Below are 13,659 nucleotides of genomic sequence, written 5' to 3' on the forward strand. Positions count from 1 at the left end.
TCGGCTCAGCGTGAGCGTTCCGCCAGCGTCAGCAGAAGGTGGGAGGACTCCGGGCGCAGGAAGTCGGAGTGGGCGCCGGCGGGGGACAGGCGGCTGCGGCGGCCGCCGCGGTAGAGCCAGTCGGCTTCCATGTTGACCAGGCGGTGGTCCAGGGCGTGCTGCGGATAGACCGCGTCGGTGGGCAGCAGGCGGGTGGGGAACGGGCGTACCGGGGCGGCCCCCGCGCCGGAGTGGCCGATGCCGGTCGACTTCTCGGCGCGCAGGTGCCAGAAGCCCGTCGCCCGGTCCCAGCGGGAATGGGTCAGGACGACCGGGCCGCGCAGCGGGGCGCCCGGGTGTGCGTCCGTGGGGAACAGCGTGTCGAACAGGTGGGCGAAGGCGTCCCGGGGCGCGGCCATCTGGAAGATCAGGGCGCTGTCGACGGTGAACGGCCGCCGCGGGTCGTACGGTGTGCTCCAGCCGAGCACGGGCGGGGGCTCGGCAGCCCGTTGCACCGCCTCGCACAGGAAACGACCGCCGAAGGAGTGCCCCATCAGGTGCAGGTACTGGCCGCTCCGGCCGGCGAGGACCGCGGGCCCGTTCGGGTCGGTGCGCTCGGTGTCCAGGTAGCCCAGCAGGTGCCCGATGACGTATGGGGCATGGCCGTCCCCCTCCGCGCTCATCGCGTGGGCGCGGTCACGGATCCTGCGGTAGCCCCGCAGGGTGGGCAGGCTGGAGGACGGCCAGCGGACCACGACGCACCACGGCCGGTACCCGGCCCGCAGGCCCGGATAGCGGTCCGGCGCGGCCGATCTCAGCTCCAGCGCCTTCGTCAGGAGCCGGGTGGCGGTTTTCGTCGCCACCGCCGGAGGGGTCTGCCAGCCGTGCACGTACACGTGGATGTCGGTCGCCCACTCCGGAATGCGCAGGCGGTCGGCCAAGTGTTCGGCCACGCGGTGCACGGGGACGGCCGTGCCACTGCCCGGCACGGTCAGGCGGCCCTGTGCGTCGAGGTCCACCTCGGCCGGGGACACGGGCGCGCTCATGACGCCAGGTCCAGGCGGCTGTTCATGCCCGCGTGCAGCGAATAGGTCAGGGCGAGCGGATTGTGGAAGTCCTGCGCGAACTGCCGGACCAGCAACTGGCTGACCTCCCCGGCGGTGTACTTGCCGGTCAGATAGTGGTCGAGGAAGGCGTAGGCGTACTCGGTGGCGAAGACCTGGGGTATCTCGATCTGCGGCGCGAGGACTCCGGCCGCGCCGAGCGCGATCAGTTCCTGCCCGAGGTGCTTGAGCCTGCCGGGGGGTGCCGCCTGCGCGGTGTGGCAGGCGTTCAACAGGACGAAGGGCTTGAAGCGGGCCTGGGGCGTGCGGTGGTCGTAGCGCCGGCGGGTGCGGCGCACGACGGGGCCGTCGATGTTCTCGCTGTCGGACAGCCGGATGGCCAGGCACTGGTTCGACGGGCCGCTGTGCACGTAGTGGCCGTGGCACCAGAAGTACATGACGTCCTCGTGCAGCACGGAACAGGACAGGGCGTCCAGCAGGTCCTCGCTGTGGGTGCGCACGATCAGCCGCGAACGCTGATCGAGGAGTTCGTGCACGTCCTGGGCCCGCCCCACGTGGTCCAGGGCCGTGTCCTTGTTCAGGCTCGTGGTGGCCAGTTCCCGGTGGCCCAGGGGAGCCTGGTCCCAGGGGTAGTCGGGGGAGGCCTGTTCGACCTGGTGACGGTAGCCCCAGAACGCCTCCCAGGGGTCGGCGCAGTCGGCGGGATCCACGGCGAGCATGGGCCACGGCAGGTGCCATGGAGAGTCGATGCTGATCCGCAGCGGCCGGTCAGAGCTGAGGGCGTCCAGCAGGACCTCGCGGAACCGGCCCAGGTTGTAGCCCGTGCCGTCGAGCAGCACGTAGAGCAGGTCGTGTCCCTCGGCGGCGAGTTTCGCCACCAGCGGTTCGGTCACGGCGCGCAGTTCGCTCAGGTCGGCGGTCTCCGCCAGTGGGTAGCCGCCGACCCGCCGGCCGGGCCCCAGGGCGGTGCTCTGGTGGTGGACGATCTGGTCGCGCCACAGCGCGCGCAGGCGGGCCGCCCGGTCCAGCAGCTCCTCGGGCGACACCTCCAGGGGGGCTTGGTGCCATGACCCGGTCTCCGAGGCCTGGTCCGGCACGATGGCGTGGATCCACAGCTCGTTGTCGGACGAGTACAGCTTCAGCTTCAGGTCCCGAGGCTCGTCCTGAGCGGGGGTGCGGGGGGCCTGCCGCTGGGGCGGGATCCCCGTGAAGCCCTGGGAAGGGTCCTTCAGCACCTCCACGGCCAGTTCCTGCGTCATGCGGGTCCGTCCTCCGTCGAGCCCTCGGCGGCGCCCCCGCCCGGGGAGGACGGTCCCGCGACGCCGATGACCGTGCCCAGCTCCTGCAGCAGCACACCGGAGGCGTGGTCGTACAACGTGAAGCGCACGGCGTGCTCTCCCGGGGTCCGCGCGGTCAGGGCGAAGCGCGCGGGAGTGCCACCGGGGTCGTACGGCGCCATGGCCGGCCTGAGCGAGGCGCCCGGGCCGCAGGCGGGGACCACCATCAGCCGGGGCAGGGAGACGGACTCCGTCTTCTCCTCCCGCTCCAGGCGGACGTCGATGAGCGTGGGCCGGCCGACGGCCGGGGGCTCGTCCGTGGGGAGGGTCAGCCGCGCCGACCAGGACGGGCGGGCGGTGCGCAGCCGCCGGCGCAGTTCCTCGGTGTCGGGATGGTCCGGCCCGAAGACCCGTTCCCAGCGCCGGAGCAGCTCCCGCGGTGAGGGCGTGCCGTCCTGGCCGGCTTCCAGACGGGCGAAGACCAGCGCGGCGAGGGCCTCCAGGGTCTGCGGGTGGTCGTCGCCGAACATCCGGGCCCGCCCGGCGTGCACGGCCGCCAGGAGCGCGACGGCCGCGGCGGTGTCGCCGGTGTCGGCCAGGACGTCGGCGAGCTGGACGGCGAGTGTGGGCAGGAAGGGGGTGTACTCCCTGGCGAACAGTTCGACGATCACGGCCAGGCGGAGCGCTTCGTCCGCGTCCGGCCCGCGACGTCCGCCCGCTCCGGGTCCGGTCTGCGGGGTGCCCGCCGTTCGCGGTCCTGCCTGCGGCGCGTCCGCCTCCGGTCCGGTCTGCGGGGTGCCCTCCGCTCCCGGTCCGGTCTGCGGTGCGTCGGCCGCCGCCGGTCCTGCCTGCGGCGCGAGCGCGGCGGCGCGCAGATGGAGCCGGGTGACCTCGTCGGCCGTCGTCGGCAGACCCGCGGGCCCCGCCGACAGCCGGGCCCAGCCCCGCAGCAGCCCTTCGAGCACGTCCCGTGCCTCCTCGGGGCGTCCCGCCTGGGACAGGGCGTGCGCCAGCACGCGCAGGTGGTCCAGTGTCCGCCGGTGGCCCGCTCCGTAGCGGGCGCTGCACTCGGCGATCAGGTCCTGCGCCATGCGCACCGCCCGGTCGGCGGCGCCCGTGTCGGCGGCGAGCCACGCCAGGTCGCCGAGGACCCACAGGATCTCCGGGTGTTCTTCGGGGAGGGACGCCTCGCAGCGCCGGAGGACATCTTCCAGGATCACGGACGCGTGCCGGGGGTCACCGGCTTCCCGGCACGCGTACGCCAGCGAGGTGCGGCACCTGAGCGAATCCAGGTGGTCCGGGCCCAGCTCGCGGTCGTATTCGTCGACGAGCGCCGTGAGGTCGCGCACGCTCGGGACGCGCTCGCCGCGCTGGCGCCGAGACCAGATCAGGTTCTTCCGCGCGGCCAGTACGGCCGCGTGACCGTGGCCCTGTGCCCGGGTCCGCTTCTCCACGATCGAGGACCTGAGCGCGTACGCGCAGGCGAGGTGACCTGCCATGTCGTGTGCTTCGGCGAGCTGCGTGAGCGCGTCGAGGGTGTCCGGGTGGTGCGGTCCCGACGTCCGGGTGAGGTCGTCCACCAGGCTATGGGCGGCCTCGATCGACCGCGCGGCCGTGGACTCGCCCAGCAGGACCCAGGCGAGGGCCTGACGGGCCTCGAGGGTGTCGGGGTGACAGGCGCCCTTGACCTGTACGAGGTCGCGCAGCACCTCCTGAAGATCGCGCAGCGCTCCCGCCCGGTCGCCCGCCCGCTCCCGCCACCGGGCCAGGACCACTCGGTCCGCCGACACCTGGGGGTGGTCGGGGCCCTGGATGCGTCTGCGGTCCTCCAGCAACCTCAGGCCCAGCTCGATGGCCTGCTCGTAGTCCTGCTGCAGGGCGAAGGCCAGGGCGAGCAGTGCCCTGGCCTCCAGGGTCTGCCCGTGCTCCGGTCCCTGCACCCGCGTGCGGTCCTTCACCAGCGCCTCGCACCCGAGGATCGCCTGCCGGTGCCGGCCCGCCATCAGTCGTGCGTACGTGGCCCACCAGCGTGCGTTCAGCGTGGCGACGTGGTCCTTGCCGCGCAGCCGGGCCCAGTCGCCGACCAACCGATCGGCGAGATCCACGGCGCGCGGAGGGGAGCCCGCCGCCAGGTGGCCCCGGACCAGGTCCAGCCTCAGGTCGAGCACGGCCGGCTGGTCGGGGCCGTCGCGGCGCAGACGCTGTTCGAGGACGTGCGCCAGCAGCTGAAGGGACTGCTCGTGCCGGCCGGCGGTCCTCAGCACCAGCGCCAGGTCCCGCCGGGCGCGCAAGGTGCGCGGATGCTCGGCCCCCCAGGTCCGGGTCCAGGCCGCGACGGCTTCCTCGTACAGGGCGATCGCGCGGTCGGGTTCTCCGGCCCGCGAACAGGCGTCGGCCAGGTTCTCCCGGACGAGCAGGGTGTCCGGGGCGTCGTCCCCGAGGACGCGGCGGTGGTCGTCGAGGAGCGTGGTGAACTCCTCGATCGCCCCCCGGTGGTCGTCGGCGTCCAGTCGGGTGACGGCCAGGCTGTTGCGGACGTGCAACGTGTCGGGGGCGTCCGCGCCGAACAGCCGGGTGTGGACCTCGACCAGTTCCTCGTACGCGGCGATCGCCTGCTCGTGCTGCTGCGCCGACCGGAACACCCAGGCACGCCAGCTCCGGGCGTTGAGCGTGTCCCGGTGCTCCGGCCCCTGGACCCGCTCGTGGTCGGCGATGAGCGCGTCGAACACCTCGCCGGCGCGGTCGTGGTTCCCGGCCGAGCGGTGAGCGGCACCCAGCCACAGGCGCACGGTCAGGGTCGTGGGGTGGACGTCCCCCAGGACGCGTTCGCAGTCCTCGAGAAGGGGCGTGAACTCGGCGAGGGCCTGCGGGAACCGCTCCTCCTCCGTGAACACACGGGCCAGGGCGAGCCGGACGTCGAGGACACGGGGGTGGTCGGCGTCCACGCACCGTTCCATGTCGGCGCGCAGCGACCGCAGTTCCTCGACCGCCTGCGCGTGGCGGCCTGCCCCCTGCAGGGCGCGGGCCAGCGACTCACGGGTGTGGAAGACATGAGGGTGGTCGGGGCCCAGGACCGCGCTGCGGTCCTCCACCAGCTGCCGCAGGAGCCGGACGGCGGTGGTGAAGTCGGACGCCGCCTGATGGGCGTAGGCCAGGTTCGCCCGGGCGATGAGCGTCTCAGGGTGCTGAGGGCCCTGGGCCCGCTCTCGGTCGGCGACCAGCAACTCGCGTGCGCGGATCGAACGCCTGTGGTCCCCCGCCAGTTGCCAGGTGTACGCCAGTGCTTCCCTGGCCCACAGCGTGTCGGGATGGTGCTCGTGCCTCACGCGCGTGTAGTCGCTGATCACGGCCTCGTACAGCGCGGCCGCCGTCACGTGGTCGCCTCTGTCGCGGTGGGCCTCCGCGATGTCGTCGCGGTAGTCGATGGTGGACGGATGGTCCGGTCCCTGCACACGGGCGCTGTCCGCCGCCAGCGCCTCGAACTCGGGCAGCGCCGCCTCCGGGCCGTGGACGTCCGACAACGCCCACGCGAGGTCGTGCCGGCTGCGCAGGGTGTCCGGATGGTCCTCGCCCTGCACCCGGCGGCGGTCGGCGACCACCTGCCGGTACAGGGCCAGGGCCGCGCGCGGGTCGCCCGCCGCCCGGTGAGCGGCGGCCAGCCAGCCGAGGCTGGTCAGTGTGTCCGGGTGGTCGGGTCCGTGGACCCGGCGCCGGTCCGCCACCGCCCGTTCGTACAGGCGCAGCGCCGTGCGGTGGTCGCCGGCCTCGAGGTGGGCGTAGGCGAGATTGGTGCGGCTGACCAGGGTGTCCTTGTCCTGGGGTCCCAGCTCGCGTTCGCGGTCGGCGACGACGGCCCGGAACTCCTCGATGGCGGCTTGGTACCGCCCCGCGGACTGCAGGGCGTACGCCAGGTCGTTGCGGCTCGTGAGGGTGGCGGGGTCCTTGTCCCCCTTCAGGCGGCGGCGGGCCTCGACCACGGCGGTCAGCTCGCGCACGGCCTGCATGGCCTCGCCCGCCTTGCGGTACGCGTACGCCAGCCGTTCGCGGGCGGCCAGGGTCTGCGGGGCGTCATTGCCGCCGGCCTGCACACGGTCCAGGTAGACGTCCTGGCACAGGCGGACCGCATGGGCCGGGTCGCCGGCCCGCGCGTGCAGTTCCGCCAGCCGGTCCCGGTCCTCGAGCGTGGTGTCGTGGTCCACCCCGTGCAGCCGGGTGCTTCCGTCGACGGCGAGCGTCATCAGCGGAATGGCCAGGACGTGCTGCTCCCGGGCCATGAGTTCGCGGGCGCCGCGGCGGTACATCTCGACGACCGCCGGGTCCGGCGTGGCGGCCGGTCCGGTCTCCGCGAGGGCCTGGATGTGCACGAGGAACTGCCGTACGCGCTCGGGGTCCGCGCCGGACAGTTCGGCGGCCAGCGCGGCCTCGGCCCGGTCGCGGGCGTCGGGCGCCTCGACGGGCCCGGCGTGGCGCAGGGTGTGCTGGACGAGCCGGTGCAGCGTCAGGCCGTCGGGGCCCGTGGTGACCAGGTGGTAGGTCGCCAGCGCGTCGATCGAGCGCTCCACGGTGTCGGCCGGAAGGCCCAGGCGGTGCAGCACCGCGCGCGGCACGGTCTCGGGGGCGTACCAGGCGAGCGCGTGCAACAGCGGGGCGGCCGAGGGGTGGTGCGGGCGGATGGAGGCGAGGCTGGTCCGCCAGATCCGGGTGATGGTCCGCCCGGCGCGGCCCGTGCCGTCGGTGAGCACCAGGTCGGGGACGCGGGCCAGTTTCGCCCGGTAGGCGGCGAACCCGATACCGGTCTCCCGCAGATAGGCGCCGGCTTGCGTCAACGCCAGCGGCAGATGCCCGAGTTCCTCCGCCAGCGCACTGGCCTGGGCCCGTTCGGCCGCGAGGAGGGCGCCGGGTCCGCCGGGGGAGTGGCCGGGGTCGCGCCCGGACGTCGTGTACAGCAGGTCGACGGCGTCACCGTGCTCCAGTACGTCCAGGCTGACCAGAGCGGCGCCCTCGGGCCAGCCCGTGCGGCAGCGGCTCGTGACCAGCTGGTGGCCGCGGTGCAGCAGTCGTCCCAGGAACGGGGTCAGTTCCTGCGGCCGCTCGGCGTTGTCGTAGACCAGCAGCCAGTCCGCGTGGGCCTCCAGCCAGGTCAGTGCCCACTCGGTGCGCTCTTTGGGCGTGGCGTCGCCGGCCCAGGACGGATGCAGCCGCAGCGCGAGGTCGGCGAAGCCCGAGGTGATCTGTTCCTGGGTCTCGGCGGTGATCCACCACACGACCCGGTACCGGTCGAGGCGGTGGTGCGCGTAACGCAGCGCCAGCGCCGTCTTGCCGATGCCGCCGAGGCCGCTCACCGCGGTGGCCGACGTCTGCGTGACGACTCCGCCCCCGGCCCGCAGGGACGCTTGCAAGCGGTCCAGGTCCTCGGTCCGGCCGATGAACGGCTGGGGCGGCAGGGCGGGCAGGTTGTGCAGCGGGCCGCGGGGCGCGATGCGGCGGGCCGCGTCCTTCGCCGCCGCGGACAGCACCGTCGTGCGTTCCTCGAGATGCGGGTTGCCGCTGACGCGGAAACCGCGGCCGTCCTGCACGAGCACGGTCGGGTCGTTCTGCGGGACCGTGCGTTCCGCCGGTAAGACCGTGCGTTCCGCGGCCCTCGGACTCTGGTTGATGATCATGACTCCCCCGCACCGACCATCCACGTGGCCATGCAGCCCGCCGGCACCATGGCCCTGCGATCGACCATCAACGTGGACATTCAACTGTACTGGCCACCAAGGTGGTTGTCAGGCCGTACGAGCCGCCGGGCCGCTCCCGTGCCGGGTCAGTCCCACCAGAAGTGCCAGGCGGGTTCGCCGAGCAGCCGGTCCGCGTATGTCTCCGGGCGCTCCACGGCGTCCGGGCAGAAGGCGAAGTGCTCGGCGGCGAGTGCCAGCGCCTCGTCCCGGCCGGTGGGCGGCGCCGCGACGGACACGGTGAGGTGGTCGAAGCCCAGCGCCACGACCCGTATGCCGAAGCGGTCCTCCCAGGAGCGCAGGACCGCGCACAGGCGCGCCACGTCGTCGTCGTGGTTGAGCGGGCCGGTCCATCCCAGGACGGCGGGGATGTCCGCGCTGCGCCGGGCGGGCACCAGCGCCAGACGCGGGTCCTTCAGCCAGGGGCGCTCGGTGGTGAGCGAGTCGGCGACCTCGGCGGCGCGCACCTCGGGGGCGGCGGTCAGCGGGAGCGGTCCGGTGAGCCCGGGCCACGGGCCCAGGTCCGGTGCCGCGCACTCCTCCCAGAGCGCTGCGAGGACGTCCTCGGCGTCGTGGTCGCCGGGATACGACGTCTCCCCGGGCAGCAGCACCCATTCCTCCGGGCCGCCCTGGCTGCCGCCCACCTCGAGGAGCACGGGCAGCAGCCCCACGCGGGAGGCGGGGGCGCCGAGCGCGGACCAGTTCCCCGGGGACGCCGACCGTCCGGCGTACCAGAGCAGCGGCTCGTGCCACGGGCCGTCCTCCGTCGCGTCGAGCAGGACACCGGGCGGCAGCTGGAGCCCGAGCGAACGCCCGCTCGGGTCGGCCGCCAGTTTGGGCAGCGGGTTCGGAAGAGTCGCCATGCCCGTGACTGTAGAGGGGGCCACTGACAATCGGACTCGGCCGTTCCGCAAGGGGAGTTGGGCCGGGCGGCGCCCGCCGACCCGGTCACCGTCACCGGCGTGGACGGCACACCTGCGCCGTCCTCACCGTCACCGCCCTGGAACGGGTCGGCAAGAGCGTCTTCCCTCGCGGACCTCGTGCCCCGAGGCCCCCTCACCCCGCCGCCGGTGGCGTGTGCGGGGGACCCGGTCGCACCCGGCCGGTGAAGCACTCCGTGCCGCCGCCGTCCGCCGGGCGGAAGCAGGCGCGCAGGACCGTGCCCGGGCGGGCCGCGGTCATCGGCGTGTAGACGTAGGACGCGGCGTCGAGGCCGTCCCGCACCGTGGCGGAACGAGTCGGTCCGCCCGCGGTCACGGCGAGCCGATCGCCGATCCGCGTGTGCCACATCCGCGCCCAGCCGGCCCGGCACCCGTCGTGGTAGCGCAGTTCCACCCGCGCGCCCGTGGCCGTGCGGTACGAGGCGACGGTGACCAGGCCGAGGGCGCAGCCCAGCTGCATCGGGTTCCCGCCCTCGCAGGTGGCCGCACGGCAGCGGGGGCCGGTGGCCGACGACGGCGCGGACAGCGACGACCGGGGCGGGACGTCCCGGTGCGGCAGCAGCACCAGCGCCGCGGTCAGGCTCCCGACGGCCACGGCGCACACCGACACCAGCACCGCCAGCGCCACCCCGCCCTTCCGCCCGAACCACCGGGCCTTTCGCGGCGGGGGCGCGGAGGAGGGCGGGGGCACACCGGCGGCCGTGCCGGAGAAGGTGCCGGAGGAGGGCGTGGCGGTCGTGCCGGAGGAGGCGCCGGCGGTCGTGTCGGCGATCCTGCCAAAGGGGGTGCCGGCCGCGGTCGCTGCGGCCGCGCGACCGCTCCACTGCGACTCCGCGATCTCCCACAGCGCCAGGCAGCGCCCCGCCGGCTCGCGGGCCAGCCGGCACAGGTCCTCCACGGCCCGGCGCGGCGGCAGCGTCTTGCCGTTGAGGTAACGCTCCCAGGAGGACTTGCTGTACGGGGTCCGCTGCGCCAGCGCCGCCAGGCTCAGGCCGGTGCGCTGCCTCAGCTCCCGCAGCGCGGCGGTCAGCCGCGCCTGTTCCGGCGGCTGCGGTCGCTCCTGTGGTCGCGGTCGCTTCGGTGGCTGCGGTGGTTCCGGTGGTGTCATCCCCGCAGGGCCTTCCAGGTGTGCGGGCCGATGATGCCGTCCACGACCAGGCCGGCCCGCTTCTGCAGGCGTTTGACGGCGTTCTCCGTCAGCGGGCCGTAGATCCCGTCCACGTCACCGGGGGAGAAGCCCGCCCGGCGCAGCAGGCACTGCGCCTCGGCGATGTCCGGGCCGGCCAGGCCGTTGGCGAGGATGGCGTCCTGGGTGCGGCTGTTGCCGGCGTACCACTGGCCGGCGCGCCGCTCGAACCGGCAGGTGTAGGTGGGTAGGGCCGGCGAGGACGTGGCGGCCGGCGGCGGCGTGGTGGAGGGGCCGGAGTGCGCGGCGGTGCGGCCGTCGCCGCCCGAGTTCCGTACGAGCACCAGGACCACCGAGGAGAGGGCCAGCACCAGGGTCACCACCCCCGCCACGACCGTGATGTGCAGCGCCCGCCCGCGTGGACCGGGCTGCTCCCGCTCCGACCCCGCCGGCCCGCCGGCCGGCGGGCCGGTGCCGGCGGCGGCGCAGGAGTCCGTGGCCTCGCAGGCGCCCGCGTCCTCGCCCGCCCCGCCCTCCGTCCGAGCGGGCACGGCCTCGCGTTCGCGTCCCCACGCCTCCGCGGCCACCTCGTACAGCGCCAGCAGCCGGGTCGGGTCGTCGGCGCCGATCCTGGCCAGCGCCTCCACGGCGTCCCTGGGCGGCAGCGATCTGCCGCCCAGATAGCGTTCCCACGACTTCGCGCTGTAGCCCGTCTTCGCCGCCAGCTGCCGCAGGCTCAGCCCGCTGTGGTCCTTGAGCCGGCGCAGGCGGACCACCAACTGGCGGACGCGTGGATTCAGTTCCTCGGGCAGCTCTTTCCAACGCGACATGTTCCCCCACTCGCGTTCTGACGGGTCCTGGTCCCGGACCCTCTTGGATACTGCCCCACGGCCGAGGGCCCGTACCGGAACGCGATTCCCGCATCAGGGGGGAATCGGCCACCCGCCCGTCCCCCCGGCCGTCCCGCCGCGGCGACTTCGGCGACGGCGTCCCGGCAGGTCAGCGCGTGGGACGTCCCGTCGGGGCGTCACCTGGCCGGGCTGTGTGGCGCCTCGGGCCGGCGGCGGCGCAGTCTCGTGGCGGGCCGGCCGCCGCGGCCGGCCCACCCGGATCTCACAGGGGGTAGCAGCATGCGCATGACCAGGAAGTTCGCAGCCGTGGCCGGTGGCATCGCACTGACCGGCGGCCTGCTGGCCGGAGCCGCGGGCACGGCCGGCGCGGCGGCGGAGGTGACGCCGAAGGCGGCGTCGTCCTGCCCGTCGGGCTGGTTCTGCGTCTGGTCCGGCAAGAACTACACCGGCCACATGCAGAAGGTCGCCGGGAAGAACGCGGACCTGACCAAGTTCTCGGTCTTCCAGGACTTCAAGTCCTGGTACAACCACGGCAAGTCGTGTGACTTCCGGTGGTACGCCAAGAAGAACTACGGCGGCTCCAGCGGGATCGTCCCCCGGGGCTACAAGGCCACCGACAACCTGCACCACTACATCAAGTCCAACACGTGGGTGAACTGCCGCTGACCGACCCCGCCGACACGCCCGAGGGCGGCACCCCCGGCAGGAGGTGCCGCCCTCGGCACGTCGTCGCGTCGCCGCCCGCCCGGACGCCGGGACCGCTCAGAGCCGCTCGGGCGTCCTGATCCCCAGCAGGGCCATGCCCTGGTGCAGGGTGCGGGCCGTCAGGTCGACGAGGAACAGCCGGTTCTCCACCTGCTCCGCGGTGTCGGCCTTCAGCACCGGGCACTGGTCGTAGAACGTCGTCAGCAGCGTGGCCAGCTGGTACAGGTACGCGGCCAGCTTGTGCGGCTCGTAGGACGCCGCGACCTCCAGCACCGTCTCGCCGAACCGGTCCAGCTGCAGGCCCAGCGCCCGCTCCGCCGGGGCCAGCGCCAGCTCAGGGTGGGCGACCGGCCGGGCCTCGCCGGCCTTGCGCAGGATGGACTGGATCCGGGCGTAGGCGTACTGCAGGTAGACGGAGGTGTCGCCGTTGAGCGAGACCATCTGGTCCAGGTCGAACTTGTAGTCGCGCACGGCGGACGTGGACAGGTCGGCGTACTTCACCGCGCCGATGCCGACGTACCGGCCGTTCTCGACGATCTCCTCCTCGGACAGGCCCACCTTCTCGGCCTTCTCCCGCACCACGGCCGTGGCCCGCTCCACCGCCTCGTCCAGCAGGTCCTCCAGCTTGACCGTCTCGCCCTCACGGGTCTTGAACGGCTTGCCGTCCTTGCCGAGCACGGTGCCGAACGCCAGCTGGTGGGCCTTGACGTCGTCACCGAGCCAGCCGGCCCGGCGGGCGGTCTCGAAGACCATCTTGAAGTGCAGCGACTGGCGGGCGTCCACCACGTACAGCAGGCTGTCCGCCTTGAGGTTGAAGACGCGGTCGCGGATCGCGGACAGGTCGGTGGCCGCGTAGCCGTAGCCGCCGTCGGACTTCTGCACGATCAGCGGGACCGGCTTGCCGTCGGGGCCCTTGACGTCGTCGAAGAACACGCACAGCGCGCCCTCGGAGCGGACCGCCACGCCCGACTCCTCCAGCAGGCGGCAGGTCTCCGCCAGCATGTCGTTGTACCCGGACTCACCGACGATGTCGGGGTCGCGGATCTCCATGTCCAGCTTCTCGAAGACGGAGAAGAAGTAGATCTTCGACTCGTCGACGAACTTCTGCCACATGGCGAGCGTGTGCGGGTCGCCGGCCTGCAGGTCCACCACCCGGCGCCGGGCGCGGGTCTTGAACTCCTCGTCGGAGTCGAACAGCTTGCGCGCGGCCTTGTAGAGGCGGTCGAGGTTCGACATCGCCTCCTCGCCGCTGACCTCGCCGGCCTTGTGGTCCAGCTCGTGCGGGTGCTCGTCCAGGTACTGGATGAGCATGCCGAACTGGGTGCCCCAGTCGCCGATGTGGTGCCGGCGGATCACGTTCTCGCCGGTGAACTCCAGCAGCTGCACCACCGCGTCGCCGATCACCGCCGACCGCAGATGGCCGACGTGCATCTCCTTGGCCACGTTCGGCTGGGCGTAGTCGATCACCGTGGTGCCGGGGTGCTCGGCGTGCGGCACGCCCAGCCGGCCCGCGGGGTCCTCGGCGCGCGCGGCCAGGTTCTCCACGATCGCCCGGTCGGTGACCGTGATGTTGAGGAAGCCGGGTCCGGAGACCTCGATGTCCTGGATCACGTCACCGGTGACCACCCGCTCCACGACCTGGGCCGCCAGCTCCCGCGGGTTCGCCTTCGCCTTCTTCGCCAGCGCCAGGATGCCGTTGGCCTGGAAGTCCGCCCGGTCGCTGCGTCGCAGCAGCGGGTCCGCGTCGGCGCGCTCCGGCAGGGCTGCCGTGAGGGCGTTCGCGAGGCGCTGGTGGACGGCGGACGTGAGGGACGTGACCGAGGCCATAGGAATGGGTGCCGTTCTCCTCGTGGGGATGGATAGACCCGCCCAGTATCCCACGGGGAGCCAAGCGGATTTTTTTCCCGCCGGGCCAACCCCGGGCCGCGCGGCCTCGTCCCCTGCGGTGAAAAGGCGTTTTCGCGGATGTCGGACCGCCTGGGACAATGGCAGTGGC

General features: G+C 73.5%; 8 protein-coding genes. 1 reads left to right on the forward strand and 7 read right to left on the reverse strand.

The window, feature by feature from the left end; all coding sequences use genetic code 11:
- Positions 1–5: 5 nt before the first annotated feature.
- The 6 genes from GV126_RS24370 to GV126_RS24395 form a co-directional block, all read right to left on the reverse strand.
- The gene (locus GV126_RS24370; protein ID WP_159670556.1) at positions 6–1,025 is read right to left on the reverse strand and encodes a hypothetical protein; all 1,020 of its coding nucleotides are present in this window, start codon (positions 1,023–1,025) and stop codon (positions 6–8) included.
- Complete coding sequence (locus GV126_RS24375; RefSeq protein WP_159670559.1) at positions 1,022–2,302, reverse strand: hypothetical protein; 1,281 nt, start codon at positions 2,300–2,302, stop codon at positions 1,022–1,024. The genes GV126_RS24370 and GV126_RS24375 overlap by 4 nt, the downstream gene beginning before the upstream one ends.
- Positions 2,299–7,983: an FxSxx-COOH system tetratricopeptide repeat protein gene (gene fxsT / locus GV126_RS24380; protein WP_159670562.1), complete on the reverse strand. Its 5,685-nt coding sequence runs from the start codon at positions 7,981–7,983 to the stop codon at positions 2,299–2,301. Before fxsT ends, GV126_RS24375 begins: the two co-directional genes overlap by 4 nt.
- Positions 7,984–8,129: 146 nt before the next feature.
- Positions 8,130–8,903 (reverse strand): DUF4253 domain-containing protein, encoded by a 774-nt coding sequence (locus GV126_RS24385; protein ID WP_159670565.1) that lies wholly within the window; start codon positions 8,901–8,903, stop codon positions 8,130–8,132.
- 193 nt (positions 8,904–9,096) lie between these two features.
- On the reverse strand, positions 9,097–10,089 hold the full coding sequence (locus GV126_RS24390; RefSeq protein ID WP_159670568.1) for a helix-turn-helix domain-containing protein: 993 nt from the start codon (positions 10,087–10,089) through the stop codon (positions 9,097–9,099).
- Complete coding sequence (locus tag GV126_RS24395; RefSeq protein ID WP_159670571.1) at positions 10,086–10,937, reverse strand: peptidoglycan-binding protein; 852 nt, start codon at positions 10,935–10,937, stop codon at positions 10,086–10,088. The genes GV126_RS24390 and GV126_RS24395 overlap by 4 nt, the downstream gene beginning before the upstream one ends.
- Positions 10,938–11,243: 306 nt before the next feature.
- Here GV126_RS24395 and GV126_RS24400 point away from each other — a divergent pair, with 306 nt between their 5' ends.
- Positions 11,244–11,624, forward strand: a complete 381-nt coding sequence (locus GV126_RS24400) for a peptidase inhibitor family I36 protein (protein WP_236570086.1) — start codon at positions 11,244–11,246, stop codon at positions 11,622–11,624.
- Between the two features lie 96 nt (positions 11,625–11,720).
- On the opposite strand, the gene argS is transcribed toward GV126_RS24400, so the two are convergent.
- Positions 11,721–13,490, reverse strand: a complete 1,770-nt coding sequence (gene argS / locus GV126_RS24405) for an arginine--tRNA ligase (protein WP_159670574.1) — start codon at positions 13,488–13,490, stop codon at positions 11,721–11,723.
- Positions 13,491–13,659: the final 169 nt, after the last annotated feature.

The organism is Streptomyces mexicanus (assembly GCF_902506575.1).
GTDB lineage: Bacteria > Actinomycetota > Actinomycetes > Streptomycetales > Streptomycetaceae > Streptomyces > Streptomyces mexicanus.

Excerpts from the sequence above, each read along its gene's own strand:
- GV126_RS24370 (WP_159670556.1), bottom strand. The coding sequence starts at position 1,025 with ATGAGCGCGCCCGTGTCCCCGGCCGAGGTGGACCTCGACGCACAGGGC.
- GV126_RS24375 (WP_159670559.1), bottom strand. The coding sequence starts at position 2,302 with ATGACGCAGGAACTGGCCGTGGAGGTGCTGAAGGACCCTTCCCAGGGC.
- fxsT (WP_159670562.1), bottom strand. The coding sequence starts at position 7,983 with ATGATCATCAACCAGAGTCCGAGGGCCGCGGAACGCACGGTCTTACCG.
- GV126_RS24385 (WP_159670565.1), bottom strand. The coding sequence starts at position 8,903 with ATGGCGACTCTTCCGAACCCGCTGCCCAAACTGGCGGCCGACCCGAGC.
- GV126_RS24390 (WP_159670568.1), bottom strand. The coding sequence starts at position 10,089 with ATGACACCACCGGAACCACCGCAGCCACCGAAGCGACCGCGACCACAG.
- GV126_RS24395 (WP_159670571.1), bottom strand. The coding sequence starts at position 10,937 with ATGTCGCGTTGGAAAGAGCTGCCCGAGGAACTGAATCCACGCGTCCGC.
- GV126_RS24400 (WP_236570086.1), top strand. The coding sequence starts at position 11,244 with ATGACCAGGAAGTTCGCAGCCGTGGCCGGTGGCATCGCACTGACCGGC.
- argS (WP_159670574.1), bottom strand. The coding sequence starts at position 13,490 with ATGGCCTCGGTCACGTCCCTCACGTCCGCCGTCCACCAGCGCCTCGCG.